Source organism: Bradyrhizobium sp. Pa8, assembly GCF_052588265.1.
On sequence record NZ_CP176767.1, the window covers coordinates 7,357,276 to 7,380,404 of the forward strand.

Annotated in this window: 17 protein-coding genes; 8 read left to right on the forward strand and 9 right to left on the reverse strand. The window is 64.7% G+C overall.

What is annotated here, in order from left to right; genetic code table 11:
- Nucleotides 1-187: 187 nt before the first annotated feature.
- Together ACKWRH_RS34910 and ACKWRH_RS34915 are read right to left on the reverse strand one after the other, a co-directional pair.
- Nucleotides 188-1,489 (reverse strand): MFS transporter, encoded by a 1,302-nt coding sequence (locus tag ACKWRH_RS34910; RefSeq protein ID WP_445217217.1) that lies wholly within the window; start codon nucleotides 1,487-1,489, stop codon nucleotides 188-190.
- A gap of 269 nt (nucleotides 1,490-1,758) precedes the next feature.
- Complete coding sequence (locus ACKWRH_RS34915; protein WP_445217218.1) at nucleotides 1,759-4,188, reverse strand: bifunctional diguanylate cyclase/phosphodiesterase; 2,430 nt, start codon at nucleotides 4,186-4,188, stop codon at nucleotides 1,759-1,761.
- A gap of 287 nt (nucleotides 4,189-4,475) precedes the next feature.
- On the opposite strand from ACKWRH_RS34915, the gene ACKWRH_RS34920 reads away from it, so the two are divergent.
- Nucleotides 4,476-5,642, forward strand: coding sequence for an ABC transporter substrate-binding protein (locus tag ACKWRH_RS34920; protein WP_445217219.1), 1,167 nt, complete (start codon nucleotides 4,476-4,478; stop codon nucleotides 5,640-5,642).
- Here the strand turns inward: ACKWRH_RS34920 and ACKWRH_RS34925 are convergent.
- The 3 genes from ACKWRH_RS34925 to ACKWRH_RS34935 are packed head-to-tail and all read right to left on the reverse strand — an operon-like array spanning nucleotide 5,639 to nucleotide 9,536.
- Nucleotides 5,639-6,616 (reverse strand): hydroxyacid dehydrogenase, encoded by a 978-nt coding sequence (locus ACKWRH_RS34925; RefSeq protein WP_445217220.1) that lies wholly within the window; start codon nucleotides 6,614-6,616, stop codon nucleotides 5,639-5,641. The two genes, ACKWRH_RS34920 and ACKWRH_RS34925, sit on opposite strands and share 4 nt — an antisense overlap.
- A 12-nt stretch (nucleotides 6,617-6,628) precedes the next feature.
- Nucleotides 6,629-8,503: a TRAP transporter large permease gene (locus ACKWRH_RS34930; protein WP_445217221.1), complete on the reverse strand. Its 1,875-nt coding sequence runs from the start codon at nucleotides 8,501-8,503 to the stop codon at nucleotides 6,629-6,631.
- A 1-nt stretch (nucleotide 8,504) separates the two neighbouring features.
- A complete protein-coding gene (locus tag ACKWRH_RS34935) occupies nucleotides 8,505-9,536 on the reverse strand; it encodes a TRAP transporter substrate-binding protein (RefSeq protein WP_445217222.1) in 1,032 nt (343 codons plus the stop codon).
- Nucleotides 9,537-9,963: 427 nt separating this feature from the next.
- Here ACKWRH_RS34935 and ACKWRH_RS34940 point away from each other — a divergent pair, with 427 nt between their 5' ends.
- From ACKWRH_RS34940 to ACKWRH_RS34970, 7 genes are all read left to right on the forward strand, one after another.
- The gene (locus ACKWRH_RS34940) at nucleotides 9,964-11,454 is read left to right on the forward strand and encodes a caspase family protein (RefSeq protein WP_445217223.1); all 1,491 of its coding nucleotides are present in this window, start codon (nucleotides 9,964-9,966) and stop codon (nucleotides 11,452-11,454) included.
- A gap of 210 nt (nucleotides 11,455-11,664) precedes the next feature.
- Nucleotides 11,665-13,332, forward strand: a complete 1,668-nt coding sequence (locus ACKWRH_RS34945) for a SulP family inorganic anion transporter (protein WP_445217224.1) — start codon at nucleotides 11,665-11,667, stop codon at nucleotides 13,330-13,332.
- A 221-nt stretch (nucleotides 13,333-13,553) separates the two neighbouring features.
- Entirely contained in the window at nucleotides 13,554-13,787 is a 234-nt protein-coding gene (locus ACKWRH_RS34950) for a hypothetical protein (RefSeq protein ID WP_445217225.1), read from the forward strand.
- Between the two features lie 73 nt (nucleotides 13,788-13,860).
- Nucleotides 13,861-15,177, forward strand: coding sequence for an ABC transporter substrate-binding protein (locus ACKWRH_RS34955; RefSeq protein ID WP_445217226.1), 1,317 nt, complete (start codon nucleotides 13,861-13,863; stop codon nucleotides 15,175-15,177).
- Between the two features lie 60 nt (nucleotides 15,178-15,237).
- A complete protein-coding gene (locus tag ACKWRH_RS34960) occupies nucleotides 15,238-16,173 on the forward strand; it encodes a carbohydrate ABC transporter permease (RefSeq protein ID WP_445217227.1) in 936 nt (311 codons plus the stop codon).
- A gap of 3 nt (nucleotides 16,174-16,176) precedes the next feature.
- The gene (locus ACKWRH_RS34965) at nucleotides 16,177-17,028 is read left to right on the forward strand and encodes a carbohydrate ABC transporter permease (RefSeq protein WP_028147670.1); all 852 of its coding nucleotides are present in this window, start codon (nucleotides 16,177-16,179) and stop codon (nucleotides 17,026-17,028) included.
- Between the two features lie 75 nt (nucleotides 17,029-17,103).
- Nucleotides 17,104-18,195: an ABC transporter ATP-binding protein gene (locus ACKWRH_RS34970; protein WP_445217228.1), complete on the forward strand. Its 1,092-nt coding sequence runs from the start codon at nucleotides 17,104-17,106 to the stop codon at nucleotides 18,193-18,195.
- A gap of 387 nt (nucleotides 18,196-18,582) precedes the next feature.
- On the opposite strand, the gene ACKWRH_RS34975 is transcribed toward ACKWRH_RS34970, so the two are convergent.
- The 4 genes from ACKWRH_RS34975 to ACKWRH_RS34990 all read right to left on the reverse strand — a co-directional run bounded on the left by ACKWRH_RS34975 (nucleotide 18,583) and on the right by ACKWRH_RS34990 (nucleotide 23,093).
- Nucleotides 18,583-19,617, reverse strand: a complete 1,035-nt coding sequence (locus tag ACKWRH_RS34975) for an IS110 family transposase (RefSeq protein WP_445216185.1) — start codon at nucleotides 19,615-19,617, stop codon at nucleotides 18,583-18,585.
- 117 nt (nucleotides 19,618-19,734) lie between these two features.
- Nucleotides 19,735-20,094: a hypothetical protein gene (locus tag ACKWRH_RS34980; RefSeq protein WP_445222532.1), complete on the reverse strand. Its 360-nt coding sequence runs from the start codon at nucleotides 20,092-20,094 to the stop codon at nucleotides 19,735-19,737.
- A 117-nt stretch (nucleotides 20,095-20,211) separates the two neighbouring features.
- On the reverse strand, nucleotides 20,212-21,564 hold the full coding sequence (locus ACKWRH_RS34985) for a Spy/CpxP family protein refolding chaperone (RefSeq protein WP_445217229.1): 1,353 nt from the start codon (nucleotides 21,562-21,564) through the stop codon (nucleotides 20,212-20,214).
- Nucleotides 21,565-21,668: 104 nt separating this feature from the next.
- Nucleotides 21,669-23,093, reverse strand: a complete 1,425-nt coding sequence (locus tag ACKWRH_RS34990; RefSeq protein WP_445217230.1) for an FAD-binding oxidoreductase — start codon at nucleotides 23,091-23,093, stop codon at nucleotides 21,669-21,671.
- Nucleotides 23,094-23,129 lie beyond the last annotated feature (36 nt).

Sequence of the window (23,129 nt, forward strand, 5' to 3'; positions counted from 1 at the left end):
CGCAACATCGAGCCGCCCTAGCATCGCCCTCGCCCGCTCGGCGCAGTGCTCGATCAGCCAGCGTTCGAACGCGACCGGCGGCAGCGCGGGCGCGTAGAGGAAGCCCTGGACGACGTCGCAGCCGAGCTCGGCCAGCGTCGTGCGCTGGCTCGCGAAAGCTGCGAAGGCAATCCGATGCGTTCGGAACCTATTCGGACGCGCTTGTGGGCTTGAGCTTGTGCAACCGGCCGGCGACCGCCCGCACCTTGCGGGGAGCGGCCTGCCAGACCGAGAGCGCCGACAGTCCGCTCACGACCATGGCGATGGCGAAGGCGAGCGTGTAGTCGCCGGTGCGATCATAGAGGAAACCCGTGAGCCAGGGACCCGCCGCGCCACCGGCCAGGGCCGCCAGCATGATCGTTCCAAAAATGCTGCCCTGGTGCCTGCCCTGGAAGATCTCGAACACCACCGCGCCCATGATCGAGGTGAGGCCGTAGCCGAGCGCGCCTTGCGCGAACACCATGATATAGACCAGCCACAGCGACGGCTGGAATTTCAGCGCCATCAGCGCCGCGAAGCAGATCGCAAAGCCCGCGCAGCTGATCGCCCACACCCATTCCCGTCCGATCCGGTCGGAGACGTGGCCGAGCAGGATCTGGCCGGGAATGCCGAGCAGGCTGACGATGCCGAGCGCCCACACCGCGACACCGGGGCTGAAGCCGATGTCGAGCAGGAATTTGGTCTGGTGCACCTGCACCGCGTACCAGATGTACAGGCCGCTGAAATAGCCGAGCGCGATCCACCAGAAGCGCGCGGTCGCAACCGCGCGCTTGAGCGTCCAGTCGGTGCCGACCCAGACGGGATCGACGATGTTGGAGACCGGTGTCGCCGCGCCCGCCGCCGGCGTGGCATCGCCGTCCGGCTGAAGGCCGATGTCTTCGGGCCGCTTGTGCAGGAACAGATTGATCGGCGCCAGCACGACGAGGATGAGCAGCCCCATCGCGGTACAGGCGGTGCGCCAGCCGGTCTCTTCGATCATGTGCTGCACCCAGGGCAGCAGCGTCACCGAGCCGATGCCGACGCCGGCAAAGGCAATCCCGATGGCGAAGCCGCGATTGCGGATGAACCAGTTCGGCAGGAACAGCGACTGGCCGGAATAGCCGAGACACACCGAGCCGGCGCCGACCATGACGCCGATGGTCACGTAGAGATGCCAGGGCGCGCTGGTGAGTGGCGCGAGCAGCAGCCCGCCGCCCATCAGCACGACACCGAGCTCCATCACCGCGCGCGGGCCGGCGCGATCCATCAGGCGGCCGATCAACGGGCTGACGATGCCCGACACGACGAAGCCGAAGGAGAACGCACCGGCAGTGACGCCGCGTTCCCAGCCGAATTCGGAGATGATGGGAGGAAAGAACAGCGAAAACGCGGTGCGCGCGTTGACGCCGATCGCCATGGTCACGAAGGTCACCGCGACCACGACCCAGCCGTAGAAGAACGGAAGCCGCATGGTGTGCTTATTTCATCCCTAGATAGTGCTACCGACCATCCGGGGCCGTCCGGGTCAAGCGATTTTCGCGGATGTATTTCTTGGCGGGGCGCAGAAGCTGCCACATCGCCATGGCGGGGCTTGTATCGGCCATCCACGTCTTCGCTACGTGGAACAAAGAACGTGGATGCCCGGGCCTTCGCCTCGCCGAAGCGGCTTCGGCCGCGCAGGCGGGACAAGCCCCGGCATGACGACCTCTCGTATATGTTCAAATGTTGCCGGGCGCGCGCTCAGGCTGCGTCGCGCTGCGAAGGCTGAGCGGTCTCGTCGAATGCGATCTGGTCGACTGGCTGCGGGCGTCCGAACAGATAACCTTGCGCGAAATTGACGCCGAGCACCGTCAGCCGCTCGAACTCCTCAGCTGTCTCGACGCCTTCGGCGGTGACCGACATATCGAGGCCGCGCGCGAGCGTCACGATCGAGGCGATGATCGCGGAGCTGCGCGGCTGATGCGTGAGGTTGCGGATAAAGGACTTGTCGATCTTGATCTTGTCGAACGGGAACGCGGTCAGATAGCTCAGCGAGGAATAGCCGGTGCCGAAATCGTCGAGCGCCAGCTCGATGCCGATGTGCTTCAGCCGCTCCATGAAGGCAAGGTTCTCGACGCCGCGCTCCAGCAGCACGGATTCGGTGATCTCGATCTCCAGCCGCTGCGGCGCCAGGCCGGAATCCGCCAGCGCCGCGCAGATCGTCTCGAACAGCTCGGCTTCCTTGAACTGGATCGGCGACAGGTTCACGGCAACCATGAGATCGCATGGCCAGGCCGCGGCGTCCGCACAGGCGCGCCGCAGCACGAATTCGCCGAGCGGCACGATCAGCCCGGTTTCCTCGGCGAGTGCGATGAACTGGTCCGGCGGGATCAGGCCGCGGCTCGGATGCCGCCACCGCACCAGCGCCTCGAAGCCGCGACGGCCACCACCGGCGACGTCGACAAAGGGCTGATAGTGCACCTCGAGCTGGCACTGCGCGATGGCATCGCGCAAATCGCCTTCCAGGGTATTGCGGGCCTCGAGCTCGGCCGACATCGCCTCGTCGTAGATGGTGAAGCAGTTGCGGCCGGCCGATTTCGAGCGGTAGAGCGCGAGATCCGCCTTCTTCAGCAGCTGCTCCTGGTCGCTGCCGTGGTCCGGTGCGATCGCGATGCCGATGCTGGTGCCGATCTCGACGCGGTGGCCGGGCAGCAGGAACGGTTCGGCGACCAGCTTCGCGATCCGCGCGGCGAGCTCGGTCGCGCAGGCCCGCTGATCGTCGCAAGCCTCCTGGATGATCGCGAACTCGTCGCCGCCGAGCCGCGCCAGCACGTCGGTGGCGCGCAGCGCAGATCTCAGCCGCAGCGCCACCTGGCGCAGCAGCGCATCGCCCGCACCGTGGCCGAGCGAGTCGTTGACGTTCTTGAAGCGGTCGAGATCGAGCATCAGGATCGCGAACGGCAGGCCCCGCACGCTCAACTGGCTGTTCATCAGGTCGAGCCGGGTCAGGAAGAAGGCGCGGTTCGGCAGCCCGGTCAGGATGTCGGTCTGGGCGAGCTCCAGCACTCGCCGGTTCGCCAGCGACAGCCGCCGCGAGTTGCGGCTTGCGAGCATGAGATAGGTTGCGAGCGACAGCGTCAGCAGCATGCCGACGACGATGACGGCAACCGCGCGGTCGTAGGCCGTCTCCAGCGAACCGCCGGCCGTCGGCATGGCGCGCACCTGCCAGTCGGTATCCCCGATCTTGAGGCTGCCCGACCAGTGCAGCGCCCGGGCGACGTCCCGCATCGACTGCGGCGACGTGGCGGTCGACGAATAATCCGGCAGGGTCTGCTCCAGGCTGACGATCTGTCCCGTGAAGGGCGGATAGACGTTCACGCTGACCGCGGGGCTTGCTCCCGTCGTCACGCGAATGGACCGGATCAGCAGCGGCAGGTCGAAGACGCCGACGACGAAGCCCGCCAGATTGCGGCGCCGGTCCACCACCGCCTCGCGGGAGGTTCCCTTGGCGTAGACGGGAATGGCCACGAGCACGTCGGGCTGCCGGCCACCCTCCTTCGGCTCGTAGAGGCGTGTGCGAATGGAGGCGACGCGATCGTTGTCGCGCGCGCGCTCGAGGATTGCGCGGCGCTCCGGAACGGTCGCGTAATCCATGCCGTAGACCGGCGACGTCTTCGGCTGGGTCGAGTAGAACACCGGGAAATATTCGTCGGCCTGCGGCGCGGTCGCGAAGGTCTCGCCCTGGAGCGACTTGATGCGATAGCCGGACACGCCGTCCGCGACGGCGGCGGCCTCGTATTCGGCGCGCTCCTTGCGGTTGACGCGCGGCAGCCAGGCGATGCGCAGCATGCCGGGATGACGTTCGAACAGCCGGGAGCTGAAGGTCTCGAATTCGCTGCGGGTGATTTCCTCGTTGGTCGATTCGAACAGCGTACGTAGCGCGACGAGCCTTGAGATGTACTCGCTCATGCCGTTCTGCATGACGATGGCTTCGGTTTCGGCGGCGTTCTCGAACTCGATCCTGTTGACGCGGTCTTCCCATCGCGCCACGGCGGCGGCGCCGACGAGCGAGAACAGAAGACCGACACCGATTGCGACGAGCGCGGGGCGATAGAGTCCGAGCAGCGGCGCGGCAAGCCACCACCCCGTCCTACGTTCCCGATCCTGATTGTTCTGCCCCCGACCGCCCATCTTGATCCCGCAAATCCCCCTCGGCGCGGCAACCCACTTCTGGTTGAGCTGCCGGAACCGCTATCGGACAAGGATCGGGGTTAAGAACCGCACAATTTGAGAACCGGGTCGTCGCAGATTGCGCGGCTTAGTTAACGATTGGCCTGCAAGCAGGGCCCATTGTGCGAGTAATTTGCCGCTTTTCCCCGGAGTCTTACGGAGCACCGTTACATCAGCGGTTAGCGAGCTGTTCAGGACGACGGGACTATCGTTTCCGGCAGGTATTCCCTCATCCGGCAAGCATCCTCATGACACGATCGCGATCAGCGGCCTGCGTCGCATTGGCCGTCGCGCTACTCGCCGCCGCCAATCCTGCAGCGAAAGGCGACGAGGTCGGCGTCAGCGACGATGCGATCCTGTTCGGCCAGGCCGCCGCGCTCGAAGGCCCCTCCTCCGCGCTCGGACAGCGGATGCGGCAAGGCATCGTCGCGGCATTCACCGAGATCAACGAAAAGGGCGGCGTCCACGGCCGCAGGCTCCAGCTCATCAGCCGCGACGACGGCTACGATCCCGACCGCTCGGTGGCGCAGACGCTGCGGCTGATCGAGGACGACAAGGTGTTCGCGCTGATCGGCGCGGTGGGCACGCCGACCGCGATGGCGACGATACCGATCACCAGTACCAGGAACATTCCCTTCATCGGACCGTTCAGCGGCGCCGAATTCCTGCGCGACCTCGAGCTTGCGAACGTCGTCAACATCCGCGCGAGCTATGGCGCTGAGGCGGAAGCCTGGGTCAAGCACCTCACCGAGGATCGCCACTTCACCCGCATCGGCATCTTTTACCAGGACGATTCCTTCGGCCGCGACGGTCTCGCCGGCGTGAAGCGCGCGCTCGCCAGGCGCGGCCTCGAGCTCGCCGCCGAAGGCACCTTCGAGCGCAACACCCGCGCGGTCGGCTCGGCCTGGCGCATGATCAAGCGCGCCGAGCCCGAAGCCATCGTCATGGTCGGGACCTACGGCCCCTGCGCGGAGTTCATCAAGCTCGCGCATCGCAGCGGCTTCCATCCGACCTTCGTCAACATCTCCTTCGTCGGCGCCAATGCGCTCGCCCGAGAGCTCGGCCCCGACGGCGAAGGCGTCATCGTCTCGCAGGTCGTGCCGTTTCCCTGGGATCGCTCGCAAAAGCTCGTCGCCGACTACCAGGCGGCGCAGAGGGCGTTCGACCCGACGCTGACACCGGACTTCGTGTCGCTCGAAGGCTATCTCTCCGGCCGCCTCGCGGCCGCGGCGCTGGAGAAGGCCGGGCCGCAGCCGACCCGCGCGAGCCTGTTGCGCGCCATCAACGACGTCGGCCGCTTTGACATCAGCGGCAGCATCGTCACCGTCGGCGCGCGCATGACCGACGCGCCGCCGAAGGTGTTTTTGACCGTGATCCAGAAGGACGGAACGTTCCGGGCGGTCGATAGGCTTTAGGGCCGCCGCCTCCAGCGGTCGGCGTTGACGGCGCCTTGCGGGACCTCGCCTTTGACGATCGCCTCGACCTGCCGCACCGTTTCCAGCGACTGGTACTCGATCGCCTGCGGCGTCAGCCCGCCGACATGTGGCGTGGCGATAACGTTGGGAAGCCTCGCCAGCTCCGGGCTCGGCATCTGATCGGGCGCGCGGCCGACATCCATCGCCGCGCCGGCGATGCGGTTTTCGCGCAGCGCGCGTGCCAGAGCGGCCTCATCGACGAGATTGCCGCGCGAGAGATTGATGAACACGGCATGCTTCTGCATGCGCGCCAGCGCCGCCTCGCCGATCAAATTCTCGGTCTGCTCGTTGGCGATCGCGAGGCAGACGACGTAGTCGGACGCATCAAGAAGCTCCTCGAGACTGACCTGTCGGATCGCGCTGTCGCTGACATCAGCGAAGGGATCGGAGACCAGCACCTCCATGCGCATCACCTTGGCGATTTCGGCGAGATAGCGCCCGATGCTGCCATAGCCGATGATGCCGATCCGGCTGCCGGCGAGCTGGCGGCCCATCCGTGCCTCGACCTTACGGCCGGCCTGGTAATCCGCCGTCGCACGGGACACGCCGCGGGAGAGATCGACCATGAAGCCGAGCGCGAGCTCGGCCACCGCCTGCACGAAGCCGGGCCCGGCGCGGGTCACGAGCACGCCGGCGTTCGAGGCCGCTTCCACATCGACATTGCGAATGTCGACGGCGCAGCGGACGAAGGCACGCAGGCGCGGCAATTGCGCGAAGATCTCGCCGCGCCCTTCCGTCATGCGATCGGCGACGATGATGTCGGCGTCTTTGGCGGCGCGCACGAGGCCGGCGGCATCCAGCGTGTCGTCGCTCTCGTGCAGGATCACCTCGGCGGCTGCCCGCAGGCCGTTCAGGCTGCGGTCGCCGTAGTAATTGCGACGCATCTCCGGCGTATGGGCGAGCAACACTTTCAAGACAGGACTCCCTTAGTAGCCGAACGCCCGCGGCAGCGCGGTCGAGAGCCATGGCACGAAGGCGATGACGAGCAGGCAGAGGAACAACAAGCCGAGATAGCCCATGATCGGCTTCACCGTCTGCTCGATCGGCACATTGCCGATCAGGCAGGCGCCGTAGAGTCCAAGCCCGAGCGGCGGCGCGAACAGGCCGATGCCCATCGCGATGACCAGCACGACGCCGAAATGCAGGGGATCGACGCCGAGCTGCACAGCGACCGGCAGCAGCAGCGGCCCGAAGATGATGAGCGCGGCGGCGCCTTCCAGCACCGAGCCCATCACGATCAGCACCGCGATCGCGAGCAGGATGAACAGCCAGACGCCCGAGGTCTTGGACAATCCAAGCATGAAATCGCCGACCGCATGCGGCACCTGCTGCAAGGTCAGCGTGAACGCCAGCGACTGCGCCGCGGCGACGATGAACAGCACGAGCCCCGCGCGCGTCGCAGCCTGGACAAAACTGTGCGCGGCCGATTTGAAGCCGAGCTCGCGGAACACGAGACTGCCGACAACGAGCGCATAGGCGACGGCAAAGGCGGAGATTTCCGTGGCTGTGGCAAAGCCGCTCTTGAAGCCAAAGAAGATCATGAAGATCAGGCCGAACGAGGCGATCGCACCGCTCCAGAGGCCCGACACCGGCATCTGCGGCGCGACGTCCTCGGTATCCGCCGGCCGCTTGCCGAAGATGATCGAGACCGCGATCAGGACCAGCGCCATCAACGCCGCCGGCAACAGTCCCGCGACGAACAGGCCGCCGATCGACAGGTTCGCGACGAAACCCAGGATGATCAGGTTGATACAGGGCGGAATGGTTTCCGCCATTACCGCGGACGCGGCGAGCAGCGCCACCGCGCCGCCCGGATTCTGCTTCGAGCGGCGCGCCGCCGGGATCAGCACCGAGCCAACCGCCGCGACATCCGCCATCTTCGAGCCCGAGATGCCGGAGAATAGCACCATCGACGCCACCATCACGACGTTCAGGCCGCCGCGCATGCGGCCGACGCCGCGCTGTAGCAGCTCGATCAGCCGCACCGACATGCCGTTGGCTTCCATGAGGTAGCCGACGAGGATGAAGAAGGGAATCGCGAGCAGCACGAAATTGTCGATGCCGCGCGCCATCTGCTGGGCGAAAATCACGCCGGGCAGCGCGCCCTCGACCCAGATGAAGATCAGCGCGGCCAGCGCCAGCGCGAACCCGATCGGCAAGCCGCCGAACAGGGTTGCGAAGAAGCCGATAAACATCAGCGTGCCCGCCGACGGCACCGTGGACGGCGACAGATAATCCCAGGCGAGATAGAGGCCGCTGACGATGACGACCGCAACGAGACCCCTGACGATGTCGGGCAGCGGCCGCGCGCAGAGCTGGTCGATCGCGAACACCGTCATGAACAGCGCACCGACGCCCATCGGGTAGAAGGTCAATTCCAGCGGCAGGCCTGAGCCGGTGGTCTGGCCTGAAGTCAATGATCCCAGCTTGATCGCGTTGTAGGCGACATAGCCGGAGATCAGCACGACCAGAAGCGCGCTCCCGGCATCGACCAGCGTGCGCAGCCGCACCGGCAGCAGATCGCGGAAGAAGGACACGCCGACATTCTCGCCGCGCGCGAGCGCGCTCGCCGCGCCGAAGAAGGCCGAGCCGACCATCAGGCCGCGCGCGACGTCGTCGGACCATTCGACCGGCGCGTTGAAGCAGAAGCGCAGCAGCACCGACGCGCAGACGACCACGAGATCGGCGGCCAGGAGGATGGCCGCAATCGCGTCGCTGAGGCGAAGCAGCAGCGTAATGCTCCCGTGGCGGCCGCCCGAGAGGGGCACGGCGGCTGTCAACGCCATCTCAGACTTGGTCATCTCAAGCTTGCGTCGCGCGGATGATGTCGATGACGGCCTTGGACTCCGGCCGCGCCTTGATGAAATTCTCGTGCTGCGGAGCGACGCGCTTCTTGAAGGCTTCGCGGTCGCATTCGGCCACCGTCACGCCCTTCTCGGTCAAAGCCGTCAGCGCCTCCTTCTCGACCGCAAGCCCATGGGCGCGCGTGTCGGCCGCGGCCTTCTTGGCGGCATCGAGGAAACCCTCGCGCAGCTTCGGATCCATGCGGTTGTAGGTCACGTCGCTGAAGTAGATCGCGAGCGGCGAGAAATTGTGCTGCGTCAGTGCATAGAATTTTGCCGTCTCGAAGAACTTGCTGGCCAGGATCGTCGGCGGATCGTGCTCCAGCCCGTCGAGCACGCCGGCCTGCAACGCCGTGTAGATCTCGCCGAAAGCCAGCGGCGTCGCGGCGGCGCCCATCAGGCGGAGGCATTCCGTGATCACCGGATTCGGCAGCGTCCTGATCTTGAGGCCGGCGAGATCCTCCGGCGTCTTCACCGGCTTCTTCGCGAGCACACTGCGTGAGCCGAAATTATAGGCCCAGGCGATGATGCGGATATTGCCGCCCTTGAGCAGCGCGTCCTCGATCGGCTTGGCGGCGCCGGAATCGAACGCCTTGGTCTGCTGCGGGAAGCTCGAGAACAGAAAGCCGAGGTCGAAGGTGCCGACCAGCGGCACCAGATTGGCCGAGATCGACGAGCCCGACACCATGAGGTCGATGACGCCGAGCTTCACCGAATTGATGACGTCGATCTCCTGCCCGAGCTGGTTGTCCGGGAAGAAAGCGACCTCGACCTGCTCGCCGAGCCCGTTGCCCTTCAGGTTCTTGACCAGGTTGTCATAGTAGACGCGGCCGTTGGCGTATTTCGGATCGTTCGGCAGCGAGGAGGAGCATTTCAGCTTCAGCGTCGCCGCTTCGGCGCGACCGATGATGGCAGGAGTGAGAACGAGGCCGGCGGTGACCGCCGTCGACGACTTGATGAACGTGCGACGGCTCACGGGCACGATGGTCATGGCGCGGTCTCTCCCCGAATATTCTTGTTTACGGCCGAGATCGCTGCCACGGCCTGTTGCGCGGACTGTATGGCCAAAGCGACGGGGCAGGCAAGGGTTGCGGCCGGCCGCCGCAAAGCGGCGTGTTGCGAACATCGACGGCATCGGCGCGGTCAAAACAACCGTGTTTTTCAGGCATTCTCGATCAGATCGGCCTGCCGGCCGATGTGCGACAGGACGCTTCGCGCAGCAGCAGGGATCAATCCAATTGGTGCATGGATCAATGCGCAATTCACATGGATGCCGCCGGAGCGATACCCGGCGGCTCCGGCAGACGCCCTGCCCCATTTTGCCGCAGCTTGCAGCGTGACCCAGTGCACAGACAGACGCGTGGCTGCGACCTAGAAAAGGTGACATCATCGTGCGCATTGCCGATGGAGGTGACACCATGCGCCGTCCGGTCCTTCGCAATTTGTTTCTTGCATCCAGCCTTGTCGCGCTCGCGCAATTGATGACGCCGACGGACGCCGACGCCGAGGCGCGGCTCGCACTCGTGATCGGTCAATCGGCCTATCGAACCGTGCCGGCGCTGCCCAACGCCGCCAACGACGCCAAGGGCATGACGGAGCTGCTCGGCAATGCCGGCTTCACCGTCACCACGGCGGCCAATTTGGCGCAGAACGAGATGCGCGCTGCGATCTCCGATTTCGCCGGCAAGGTCAGCGCCAGCGGCGCCGACACCGTCGCACTGGTGTTCTATGCCGGCCACGGTCTCCAGATCGACGGCGAGAACTATCTGGTGCCGGTCGATCTCGATCCCAAGCGCGAGGCCGATATTCCGCTCCAGGGCGTGCGGCTGAACGATCTGCTCAACACGCTCGGCGCGCTGCCGACGCGGGCACGCATCTTCATGCTCGATGCCTGCCGCAACAATCCCTTCCCCGCGCTCAGCGGCGCCGGCCACGGGCTCGCGATCGTCGACACCAAGGCCGGCGCGCCCGGCTCCTTCATCTCCTATTCGACCTCGCCCGGCGCGGAAGCCGAGGACGGCAGCGGCATCGACAGCCCCTACACCACCGCAGCGCTGAGTGTTGCCAATCAGCCGAACCTGCCGATCGAGGAAGTGTTCAAGCGCATCCGCATCGCCGTGGCGCAATCGACCGACGGGCGGCAGATCCCGTGGGAAAGCTCGTCGCTGACGACCGACTTCAAGTTCTTCGGCGGCGAGAGCAGCGGCGGACAGCCTGCTCTCCCGGGCGCATCCGCCATGGCACTCGCCAGCGGCACGCGCAGCGTCGCGGACTGGCGCAAGGATTTGCAGGGCAAGGAGCCGAAGGCTGCCTATGAGCTGGTGATCGCCGACGACACTGTCGAGGCGTATCAGGCCTATGTCGAGCTCTACGCACAGGCCTCCTACACGCCGCGCCTGCGCACGATCCTGGAGCGCCGGCGCCAGATGCTGGCCTGGGAGCGGGCCACCGCGATCAACACCCGCGCTTCGTTCGAGGCCTATCTGGCCAACTGGGACAACAGCGATCTCGCCGCAACGGCGCGCCGGCTGCTGCTCCGCGTGCAGAACCGCAACTATGCCTTGCCCGTCACGGCCGCTGCGGCCCCTGCTCCGGTCGCCGTCGCAATGGCCCCGACCTGCCCGTGCTCGGCGCCGTCGACACCGGCAACGCCGGTCAATCCGGCGGTGGCGCCCGTCATCAAGAAACGCGTCGACGACACGCCGCCAAAGCGAAAGGTGGTGGAGACGCCGCCGAAGCAACGCCGGCCGCCTCCCGACGAAGTGGTCTACGAGCGCGCGCCGCCCCCTGGCCCGCCACCTGAAGCCGTGGGCGTCGGAATCGGTGTCGGGATTGGTCTCGGCATGGGCATGGGCGGCCGTGGCGGAGGCGGCTACGGACGCGGCGACTACAACCGCGGCAGGTATTGAGACCGCTCGCGCAATGCGGAGGACAAATGTGCCCTCCGTCATTGCGAGGAGCCCTTGCGACGAAGCAATCCAGACTCCCTCCGCGGTGGGATTCTGGATTGCTTCGCTTCGCTCGCAATGACGATGGAGAGGCTGACCACCAACGACTCTTCCCCCTTCCGGAAATGCTGTAGTCTGAGCGACGCCAGCCTTTCCGGGGATTCCATATCGATGCCGCACGACGCGCCCGCCAAGAACTCATGGCCGCTGTTCCGGTCGCTCGCGTCCTATTCCCTGCCCGGCGATCTCATGGCGGGGCTGACGCTGGCGGCGATTGCGATCCCCGAGCAGATGGCCACGGCGCGGCTCGGCGGTTTTGCGCCGCAGATCGGCTTCTTTGCGTTCATCGCGGGCTCGCTCGGTTTCGCGCTGCTCGGCGGCAACCGCTTCCTGTCCTGCGGCGCGGATTCCACGATCACCCCAATCTTCGCCGGCGGACTTGCCGCGCTCGCTGCCACCGGCTCGCCCGAGTATCAGGGGCTTGCCATCGCCCTGGCGCTGATGGTCGGCGCGATGATGCTGGCCGGCGGCGCTTTCCGCCTCGGCGGCATCGCCAACCTGTTGTCCGTGCCGGTGATGGTCGGCTTCCTCGCCGGCATCTCCGTCCACATCATCGTCTCGCAACTGCCGGGCGTGCTCGGGATTCCATCACCAAGCGGGCCGACGCTCGACCGCATCGGCGTGCTCGCGACCGAACTCGGCCGCACCAACCCCTTCACGCTCTGCATCGGTCTCGGTGTGCTCGCCGTGGTCTTCATCTCCGAAAAGATCAGCGCGAAAATTCCGGGTGCGCTGATCGGGCTCGTCGCCGCGACATTGGCCGTGATCGGCCTCGGCCTCGAAAGCAAGGGCGTCAGCGTCGTCGGCGCGGTGCCGGGCACGCTGCCGCGACCGACCTTGCCCGACCTTGCGCCGGAGCTGTGGGTGCGCCTGGTGCCGCTCGCCTTCGTCATCACCGTCGTGGTGATGGTGCAGACCGCCGCGACGACGCGGTCGTTCCCGTCCGATCCCGACAAGCCCGCCGATGTCGACCGCGACTTCCTCGGTGCGGGCGCCGGCAGCGTGCTGTCCGGCCTGTTCGGCGCGTTTCCGGTCGATGCCAGCCCGCCGCGAACCGGGATCGTTGCCGAGACCGGCGGACAATCGCAGCTCGCGGGCCTTGCGGCCGGGGCAATCGTGCTGGCGCTGCTCGCGTTCGGAACGGGGCTGCTGCAGCATGTTCCGGACGCCGCGCTCGGCGGCATCCTGCTGTTCGTGGCGCTGCGGATCATTCGGGTGAAGCAGATCGCCACGATCTACCGGCAATCGTTCAGCGAGTTCCTGCTGATCGTCGCCACTGCCGCGCTGATCATCGTGCTGCCGATCGAGCAGGGCGCCTTCCTCGGCATCGTGCTGTCGCTGCTGCACGGCATCTGGAGCACGACGCGCGCCAAGCTGGTCGAGTTCGAGCGCGTGCCGGGCACCACGATCTGGTGGCCGGCGCATCCGCACATCACCGGCGAGCGCATCGCCGGCGTCGCCGTGATCGGGCTCCAGGCGCCGCTCTCCTTCCTCAACGCGCCGGGTTTTCGCAGCGACGTGGCGAAAGTGCTCGGCACGTCGGCGCCGCAGCTGCTGGTGCTGGAGGCAAGCGGCATGGTCGAGATCGACTTCACCGCCGCGCAGATCCTGCTCGACGTCTTCAAGGCGTGCAGCGAACAGGGCGTCACGGTCGCGCTGGCGCGGCTGGAATCGGTGCGCGCGCAGAACGCGTTCGAACGTTTCAGACTGTTCGACGCCCTGCCCCGCGAGCACGTCTTCCACAGCGTCGACGAGGCCGTGCGCAAGCTGGCGAAATAACCACCGCCTTCACTCGGTCCGCCGCCCCAAAGGGGGCGATACTTTTGGTCGCCGGCCATTTTGGGGAGCGAGACCATGGCCGCCGCGTCAAAGCTAGCACTTGATTTCCTGCTGCGACGGGCGACAATGACGTCGCGTCAGCTTCCGGTATCGAACTTCATATAAGACGGGGAAAACCCGCTTGGCCACGGCTATACCGTCGCTGCGCGGGAGGGATCGTTATGACGGTGGGGTTCGAGCGCTCGCTGCAGCGCCGACATGATTCAGGCCGCCGGTCTTATCGCAGTAGGCTTGCGAACGATGCAATCGCGCCGCTGCTCCGCGAGCAATTCAACCTGTTTCGCGGCGCACTCGCCGCCGCAGTGCCGCAAAAGTGGCACCACCACATGATCATCGAGCCAACGTATTGCGCAGGCGACGCCGTGCGCATGCGTCGAACCACGGAGACGCAATAGACTGAAAGGGACTCCAAGCCGGCGCAAGACTGGCCGCAGGGGCATCAGGTCGGACACATCGAGGGAGGGATGCATGACGACAGTAACCCGACGTAGCGTCCTCAAGGGCGGTACCGCGCTTGCGGGCGGCATGGCCGGCATTCTGGCGACTGGCAGGGCGCCCGCCTATGCGCAAGCCGCCACGGTGCACTGGCTGCGCTGGACCGACTTCGTTCCGGCATCAGATCAGCTGCTGCGCACCGAAATCGCCAAGGAGTGCGAGAAGTCGCTCGGCATAAAGCTCAATATCGAGACCATCAACGCCAACGATATCCAGGCCCGCGTCACCTCGGCGATCCAGTCGGGGTCCGGCCCCGACGTCGTCTGCGTCCTCAACAATTGGGGGCAACTTTACGGCGAAAGCGTCGTAGACGTCAGCGACATCGCGGAAGCGCTCGGCAAGAGCCAGGGCGGCTTCTACGAAACGTCCCGCGCCGTCGCCAATGACGGCAAGAAATGGATTGGAGTGCCGTGGAGCATCGTCGGCCTGCAGATCGCGTACCGAAAGTCCTGGTTTGCCGAGATCGGCTACACCGACGGAAAATTTCCCCAGACGTGGGAAGAGTATCGCGAGGCCGGCAAGAAGCTGAAGGCAAAGGGACGGCCCATCGGCCAAACGCTGGGCCACACCTTCGGCGATGCCCCCGCCTTCGCCTACCCCTACCTGTGGTCCTGGGGCGGCAAGGAGGTCGAAGCAGACGGCAAGACGATTGCGCTGAATAGCCCGGCAACCGTCGAGTCGGTTAAATTCATGGCGGCCTTCTGGAAGGACGCCCTCGATGAAGGCGGGCTCGCCTGGGACGATTCCAACAACAACCGCGCTTTTCTGTCCGGGACATGCAGCGCCACGCTCAATGGCGCCTCGATCTACATCGAGACTCTGCGCAAACCGGATACCTACAAGACGGAGACCGGCGCGCCGCTGAAGGACGACATCCTGCATGCCGCGCTGCCCAAGGGCCCCGGCGGACAGTTCAGCTATCACGTCCCGTTCTCGAACCTCCTGATGGGTTATTCCAAGAACCAGGATGCGGCGAAGAAATTCCTTGGCTGGATTCACTCCAAGGACGTCTACGACAAGTGGTTCGTCTCCCAGAAGGGCTTCTCGGTCGGCCCGACCACGGATTGGGAAAAGCACAAGCTGTGGGGCGACGACCCGATCATGCTGCCCTACAAGCAAGCCGCCCGCACAGGGCGCTTCGCTGGCTACGAGGGACCGTCAACGCGCAGGGCAGCCGAAGTCGTAACCAAGTACGTCATCGTTGATATGTACGCAAAGGCCGTCCAAGGCATGCCCCCCGAGGATGCCGTGAAGTGGGCGGAAGCTGAGCTCAGGAAGGTCTACGTCTGAGGTTAAGCCGTCCCTCCCCATTTTTCCTGGGGCAAGGAATTCGGCCGACGAGGATCGAACATGGCGATTAGCGCGGTTTCCGACACCACGCTCCGCGAGGCGCCCCCTCCCCGGCGACAGCGTTTGCTCGAGGACGAGCGCTGGCTGGCGTTCGTGCTGTTGGTGCCGACCATCGTGCTGCTCGGCATGTTTATCGCCTATCCCTTCATGCGAGGGATATTGCTGTCGGTCACCAGCTCGCGCGTCGGTATTCCCGGCGACTTCGTCGGCCTCGCCAACTTCTACAAGATCTTCAATGACGGGATCTTTCGCACCGCCGTTTACAATACCTTCCTCTATACGGGCGTGACCACCGTCTTCAAGCTGGGACTCGGGCTGTGGCTGGCCATGCTGCTCAACCGTAATTTCCGCGGCAAGGCTTTTACCCGTGCCTTCATCCTGCTGCCATTCATTATTCCGACCGTGCTCTCGACTTTCGCCTGGAAGTGGATGTTCGACCCGACGTTCAGCGTTCTCAATTGGCTCCTCTACCATCTCGGCTTGATCACCGGGCGGATCAATTGGCTGGGCGATCCGGACCTCGCGATGATCTCGATTATCATCGTCAACATCTGGCGCGGGGTGCCGTTCTTCGCCATCAGCTTGCTCGCCGGCCTGCAGACCATCAGTCCCGAACTGAACGAGGCCGCCGCCATCGACGGCGCCAAGCCGTGGCAGCGGTTCTGGCACATCACCTGGCCGCTGCTGTTGCCCGTGACCATGGTCGTGATGCTGTTCTCGGTGATTCAGACGTTCGCCGATTTCCAGATTGTCTATGTGATGACGGGCGGCGGGCCGGCCAACGCAACGCACCTGTTCGCCACCTACGCCTATCAGATCGGCGTCGGCACAGGCCTCCTAAGCGAGGGCGCCGCCATCTCGCTCGCCATGTTTCCGGTCCTGTTTCTGGTCGTCGTCATGCAGCTTCTCTACATCCGCCGCGTGGAGGTTCGCTGAGCCATGATCGAAGGCGCAAGGTGGCGAAAGTGGGTGTTCTTCTACGTCCCCATGACGTTGTTCCTGCTTTTCCTGCTGTTCCCGTTTTACTGGATGGTGATCACTTCGGTGCGGCCGGACGGCGAGCTTTACCGACCCTGGAATTCGAGCAACTACAATCCGTTCTGGACCTGGAAACCGACCTGGGACCATGTCAGGTACCTGTTCGAGGAGACGCTGTTCGCATCGTGGCTGTGGAACACGACGTTCATCGCGCTCGCATCAACCGCCATCTCGCTCGTGTGCGGTGTGTTCGCCGGCTATGCTCTGTCGCGGCTGAACTTTCCATTTGCCGGCAGCCTGGGCACCGCCATCTTCATTACCTATCTGGTGCCTCAGACGCTGCTGTTCATTCCGCTGGCAGAGATCATACGCAACTATCGGCTGGGTGACACGCCTTGGTCATTGATCCTGACCTATCCAACTTTTCTTATTCCATTCTGCACCTGGATCATGATGGGCTACTTCAAGGCGGTACCCAAGGAGCTCGAGGAATGCGCGCGCATTGACGGCGCCTCGCGCTGGCAAGCGATGCTCTACATCGTCATCCCGGTGGCGATCCCGGGCATCCTCTCGGCCGGCATCTTTGCTTTCACGCTATCCTGGAACGAGTTCATCTATGCGCTCGTCTTCCTGTCCTCGCCAGAGCAGAAGACTGTGCCGGTCGGCGTCACATCGGAGCTGATCCGCGGCGATGTATTCTACTGGGGGCCGCTGATGGCTGGGGCCCTGCTTGGATCGATACCAGTCGCTATCGCATATTCGTTTTTCGTCGAGCACTACGTCGCGGGACTGACCGGATCGGTGAAGGGCTGACAGCACCACGGTCAAGGGAATTCGAAAGCGCGCATGCAGACTGCGCATAGACCCTTGGGAGGCAGGTGGAAGCGAATGGGCCAGGTCGTCCTCAAGGGGATCAACAAGTTCTTTGACAACGTGCACGCTGTCAAAGACGTCAATCTTCAGATCCGCGACAAAGAGTTCATGGTGTTCGTCGGCCCTTCTGGCTGTGGCAAGACGACGACGCTCAGGATGATCGCCGGGCTCGAAGCGATCAGTTCCGGCGATATCTCCATCGACGGCAACGTGGTCAATGAATTGGCGCCCATGGACCGCGACATCGCCATGGTGTTCCAGAATTATGCCTTGTACCCGCATATGACCGTGTACGACAACATGGCGTTCGGCCTGAAGATGCGCAAATTCGAGAAACCCGAGATTGACAAGCGCGTGGTGGAGGCAGCTGACGTCCTCGGCATTGGTGAATTGCTAACGCGCAGGCCACGCCAGCTCTCAGGCGGTCAGCGCCAGCGCGTGGCGTTAGGCCGTGCTATCGTGCGCCACCCCCGCGTGTTCCTGTTCGACGAGCCGCTGTCGAACCTCGATGCCAAGCTGCGGGTGCAGATGCGCGTTGAGCTGAAAAAGCTACATCTGCGTCTCGGCACCACAGCCATTTACGTTACTCACGATCAGGTCGAGGCCATGACGCTGGGTGACCGGGTCGTCGTCATGAGAGACGGCGTGGTGCAGCAAGTGGGGGAGCCGCTCGAACTCTACAATCATCCCTCCAACAAGTTCGTCGCCGGCTTCATAGGCTCCCCAGCCATGAATTTCGCGGCCGTTACGGTGACCGAGGCGAACGGATCGCTGATTGCCGAGAACTCCGGCCTGCGCATCAAGCTGCCGGACGAGACCGCGCAGCGGCTGCGCGGCCGTATCGGGCGCAAGGTCATGCTCGGCGTGCGGCCGGAGGACCTCACCGTGGCGGGTAGCACTGATGTCGGCCACCCATGCTTCGATGCTGTGATTGAGGTGGTCGAGCAACTCGGCTCGGAAATCCTGCTCGATATGAAGGTCGGCGAGAGTATCATGGTGGCGAGCGTCGAGCCGACCGCGAGGGTGAGGGTGGGCGACAAGCTGCGCGTTGCCATGCGGCCTTCCAGGCTTCATGTTTTCGACGCGCAGACCGAGGCGGCCATCTGACGCCGGCAGAGGATCAATTCCACCGGTGAGCGGGAATTCGCCTTCTTGTCACCAGCTTCGATGACGCCCGGAGAGCGCGATGGCACTTGGCTCGTTGCCGGGCATACCGGATTTACGAGTACACGCCCCTTCTGTAATGGGCCCGATGATGTCAAGCCTCCCGAGTGAACGTCACGCCGCCGAGCTCATGCTTCTGTCCGTGGTCGACGCCTGGCCGCCACATCATGCTGTCAGAGGGAGCGGTGAGCCTATCTAGATACGCGTGGTTCGTCAGACGACGGCCACTGGGCGTGTAACGGCTTCACCGGATCCACCGTCCCGGCGACGGGACTTCGGGCATTGGGCTTCAGTTCAGCCCGGTTGCGTTCTTAATTTCCTCCGCCTGTTCTATGCCGCTATCGGCCCCGCTTCAGCCCATCGGTAAGTTGTGCCGTCGACCCAGATCCGATGCAAGATCACTGCGAGCTTACGTGCCAGGGCGACTTTTGCGCGCTTCGAGCCTCGCCGTTTGGCGACGTCCATCCCCCAGCGCTTGAGTTTCGAGAACCGTGTGATACGCGATAGCAGAACGTTGGCGGCTTCATACAAGACCGTCCGCACCGTCTCATCGCCGGCCAGCGTGATTCCGCCCGTGACGTCCTTTTCTCCCGATTGATATTTCTTTGGTGTGAGCCCGAACAGCGCGCCTGCTGCCTTTGACTTTGCAATGCGCTTAGGATCATCAATCGCCGATTTGTAGGTAATAGCCACTAGGGGACCAACGCCTGGCACTGTCATCAGCCGGCGACAGACCGCATCGTCACGCACAGCTGCCAGCACAGCCTTGTGTAGCCTTCCGTATTCTGCCTTCAGGGTCGATCGCGCCGAAAGCATCGCATCGGCAATGCGCTCCAATGTCGCCTGGCCCGCAACCAGCTCTCGAATCCGCGCTTCGAAATTCCTTCGCGTCACCGGACCAACCTTCAGACCGAAGCCGCGCAAAATCCCTCGGATACTTAGTTCTACATCGATGAGCCGCCCGAGAAGCTGTTTGCGTGCGATCAGGAGTGCCCGGATCTCTTGCGCGTCAACCGACTTTACGTGTACCGATCGATACCACCCCATCCGGATCAACTGGGCGATCCCGCGGGCATCCTTCCGATCCGTCTTAACCGTCATTGCAGACAACGCGGCCTTCACGTGCCGCGTTTCCAGCAGAACTGTTTCGAATCCTGCACCTCTCAGGCCCGCATGCAGCCATTGCGACAGCGGCCCAGCCTCCAGCCCGATCCGCTTCACTGCAAAGCCGAGCGCCTCAAAAAGCTCAACTAAGGCGCCGGGCTCGCTTGCGACCTTTGCTTCCCTCAGGATCTTACCCTGGGCGTCCACAACACACACGCTCGACAGTTCCAATGACACGTCGATTCCGGCATAATTGTCCACGGCTGTCCTCCGTCTCCAGATGCTTGGGGCCGACTCAAATCGTGACCCCGTTTCATCATCTATCGGGGGACAGCCACCATCATGACCCCTTGCTCGGAGCCGGGCCCATTACCGCATCTAGGCCAGCGCAGGGTGATCCCGCTGCACCGCCTCGCGGATCCAGCTGGCATGGATCGCGCGAAACAGGATCTGCGCGGTCTTGAGATCGTCCGCCTTCATGCAGAGATCGACGATGCGATGGACCGCGGCGTCGCGCATCAATCCATCCGAGATCTTCATCGCGATTTCCATCGCCACCTTGGCCGCGCGCTCGTACCGCCCGCTTTCGCGCTTGTCGTTGCGCGCCGAACCGGCCGCGCTCGCGGCTGCGGCGTCACAGATCGCGCGGATGCGCTCGGCGGCCTCGATGTCGCCGAGCGGTGCTTCGATCGTCTCGTGCCAGATGTCCGCCGGCTTCTGCTTCGCGAACCACTTCATCGCCCCGTCACCAATGGTCCTCCAGCCGCCGTAGTTCCGCGCTCCCGCCTCGCCCAGCATAGAGAGGCCCATCGAGATCGGCGAGGCGATTTTCTGCCACACATCATCGATATGCATTCAGGACATCCGACGCGGTCCGATGGCCTCGAACTGCGCCTTCTGCTCGTCATTCAGCGTGGCGTAGAAATCCTCCAGCGCCGCGCGAACCGACTTGACGCCGTCGAGCATCGTGTCGAGCCGCTTGCGGACCGCCGCCATTCGCGCCGGCGGCGTCATCACGTCGCTGGGCTGGCAGGCTGCCTTGAGCGATGCGCTGACCTTGGCGCTGGTATCCTGGAGCACCTGTAGCGCAGCGCGCTGGGTGTCGTTGGGATGAAGCCTCGCCTCGATATCGGCGCTCGGCCAATCGAGCGCAGCAGACGTCGCGCAATTCTGGACCAGCGATCCCCCGGTGTTGGTGGAAGCCGTCGCACGACGCTGATCCTCGGCCAGCGCATTGAAGCGCGCCTTCTGCTCGTCGGTGAGCGAGCCGTAGAATCGATCGAGGGCGGGCTGAACGAGATCGACGGCTTTCTCCATCGCCTCGATGCGCTGCTGCATCGCCGTCAGCCGACCTGGCGCTGTCGCCGCGACCTGCGACGGGCAGGACGCGCGGATCATCTCGGACGCCTGGATCGAGGCGTTGCCGAGCTCGTCGAGGCTTGCGCCTTGCGCCTCGGTCGGCTGCACCGCGGCGGCGATCTGGTCGATCGGCAGGCCGACGATTTCGCGGCGATCGCTGCCGCAAAGCCGATCCAGCGGGACGCCACGCGCCTGGCGCCGTCCTTGCGGCCGCTGCGGCAGATAGGCCGAGAGACCATCATAGCCATAGGGTCCGAAGATGCCGGCGTAGATGTCCGGATAGCCATAGCCCCAGAAGCCGAGACCGTCGCCCCAGATCGTGTAGTCGTAGAGATCGTTGTAGGCGAACGGCCAGAACAGCGGTCCGACCCAGCCATAACCGCCACCCGCATGTTGCCACCACCCGCTGCTGGCGCCGTGCCAGCCGGCGAGTGCGGCCGCCGCCGCGATCTGGGCTCGTGCGGCCGGATTGCTGATCAGACGGCCGTTGCGGAAGGCGCTGGAATGCGCGTTGAGGGCGTTGCGAAAATTCGCAGGACGGACGGCCGCATTGCGGATCTGACCGAAGTTCGGCCCACGATGTCGGGCTCCCGTTGCGAAGCGAGGCCCGCCATGATGCCCGCCGCCATGCGCGTGTCCGAAGCCATGACCGCCAAAATGGCCGCCTCCATGATGACCGCCACCATGATGACCACCCCCATGATGACCGCCGCCGTGATGGCCGCCGCCGCCATGCCCGCCTCCGTGCCCACCACCATGGCCGCCACCGTGCCCGCCCTTGCCCAGAGCCGTGCCCGCCAGCATGCAGGCAAGCGCCATCACGGCAATTCCAATGACAGGTCGCAACATCGCATCCTCCCGCAGAGCCGCGCCAAGGTGGCATCGGAAATCGACGGGATTGGAACCGGCCTGACTGCCGAAAGTTCCGCGACCGCGACGCAGCCGGCCGCGCGCTATGCCTCCGGCACGATCTTGCCGGGATTGAAGATGTTCAGCGGATCGAGCGCATTTTTCAGCGCCCGCATCGCGTCGAGCGCTTCGGGGCCGAGTTCCGCCTTGAGATATTTCTGCTTGCCCTGGCCGATGCCGTGCTCACCGGTGCAGGTGCCGTCCATCGCCTGCGCGCGTTCGACCAGGCGATGCATGAACTCCTCGCCGCGCGCCATCTCATCGGCATCGTTGGTGTCGCAGACCAGCGAGCAGTGGAAATTGCCGTCACCGACATGGCCGACGATCGGCGACAGCAGGTTGAGGCGTTTGAGATCTTCCTCGGTCTCGCCGACGCAATCGGCAAGCCGCGAGATCGGCACGCAAACGTCGGTTGCAACCACGCCGATGCTGTCGCCGGGACGCAGCGCCTTCACCGACCAATAGGCGTCGTGTCGCGCCTGCCACAGCTTGGTGCGATCCTCCGGTTTGGTGGTCCAGGAGAAATCACCACCGCCGCAATCCTTTGCGATCTCGCCGAAGGCCTTGGACTGCTCGCCGACCTCGACCTCGCTGCCGTGGAATTCCATCAGCAGCAGCGGCGTTTCCGGCAGCGTCAGCTTCGAATAGGCATTGCAGGCCTTCACCTGCGCGGCGTTGAGCAGCTCGATGCGCGCCACGGGAATGCCGGTCTGAATCGCCAGGATCACCGCCTGACATGCCCCGTGCACGGTCTCGAACGACACCGCGCCGGCCGCGATCGTGTCGGGGATGCCGCGCAGGCGAATGGTCAGCTCGGAGATGATGCCGAGCGTGCCTTCGGCACCGACGAACAGATGCGTCAGGTCGTAGCCGGCGGATGATTTCTTGGCGCGCGTGCCTGTCGTGATGATCTCGCCGTCGCCGCGCACGACCTTCAGCGCGAGCACGCTGTCGCGCATGGTGCCGTAGCGCACCGCGTTGGTGCCGGAGGCGCGGGTCGAGGCCATGCCGCCGAGCGAAGCATCCGCGCCGGGGTCGATGGGGAAGAACAGGCCCTGGTCGCGCAGATGCTCGTTCAGCGCCTTGCGTGTGACGCCGGGCTGGATCACGCAGTCGAGGTCCTCGGCATGCACCGCGAGCACCTTGTTCATGTCGCGCAGGTCGATCGAGATGCCGCCGGCCGGCGCGTTGACCTGGCCCTCGAGCGAGGTGCCGGTGCCGAAGGCGATGACGGGGACGCGGTTCTTGGCGCAGATCCGCACCACGTCCTGGATGTCCGCGGTCTCCTGCGCCATCACCACGCCGTCCGGCGGCTGGTTGACGATCCACGTGGTGGTATGGCCGTGCTGCTCGCGAACGGCCTGCGAGGTGATGAGGCGGTTGCCGAACCGTGCGGCAAGCTGCTCCAGCGCGCTTGCGAGGGCTTTCGGCTCGACCCGCGGCGGATTATTGGTGATGGTCGTACCCACGGATAGTCCTCCCGACAGAAGAACCGTGGCAAAGGA

Coding starts and splice junctions, on each gene's coding strand:
- ACKWRH_RS34910 (WP_445217217.1), bottom strand. CDS start 1,489: ATGCGGCTTCCGTTCTTCTACGGCTGGGTCGTGGTCGCGGTGACCTTC.
- ACKWRH_RS34915 (WP_445217218.1), bottom strand. CDS start 4,188: ATGGGCGGTCGGGGGCAGAACAATCAGGATCGGGAACGTAGGACGGGG.
- ACKWRH_RS34920 (WP_445217219.1), top strand. CDS start 4,476: ATGACACGATCGCGATCAGCGGCCTGCGTCGCATTGGCCGTCGCGCTA.
- ACKWRH_RS34930 (WP_445217221.1), bottom strand. CDS start 8,503: ATGACCAAGTCTGAGATGGCGTTGACAGCCGCCGTGCCCCTCTCGGGC.
- ACKWRH_RS34935 (WP_445217222.1), bottom strand. CDS start 9,536: ATGACCATCGTGCCCGTGAGCCGTCGCACGTTCATCAAGTCGTCGACG.
- ACKWRH_RS34940 (WP_445217223.1), top strand. CDS start 9,964: ATGCGCCGTCCGGTCCTTCGCAATTTGTTTCTTGCATCCAGCCTTGTC.
- ACKWRH_RS34945 (WP_445217224.1), top strand. CDS start 11,665: ATGCCGCACGACGCGCCCGCCAAGAACTCATGGCCGCTGTTCCGGTCG.
- ACKWRH_RS34950 (WP_445217225.1), top strand. CDS start 13,554: ATGACGGTGGGGTTCGAGCGCTCGCTGCAGCGCCGACATGATTCAGGC.
- ACKWRH_RS34955 (WP_445217226.1), top strand. CDS start 13,861: ATGACGACAGTAACCCGACGTAGCGTCCTCAAGGGCGGTACCGCGCTT.
- ACKWRH_RS34960 (WP_445217227.1), top strand. CDS start 15,238: ATGGCGATTAGCGCGGTTTCCGACACCACGCTCCGCGAGGCGCCCCCT.
- ACKWRH_RS34965 (WP_028147670.1), top strand. CDS start 16,177: ATGATCGAAGGCGCAAGGTGGCGAAAGTGGGTGTTCTTCTACGTCCCC.
- ACKWRH_RS34970 (WP_445217228.1), top strand. CDS start 17,104: ATGGGCCAGGTCGTCCTCAAGGGGATCAACAAGTTCTTTGACAACGTG.
- ACKWRH_RS34980 (WP_445222532.1), bottom strand. CDS start 20,094: ATGAAGTGGTTCGCGAAGCAGAAGCCGGCGGACATCTGGCACGAGACG.
- ACKWRH_RS34985 (WP_445217229.1), bottom strand. CDS start 21,564: ATGTTGCGACCTGTCATTGGAATTGCCGTGATGGCGCTTGCCTGCATG.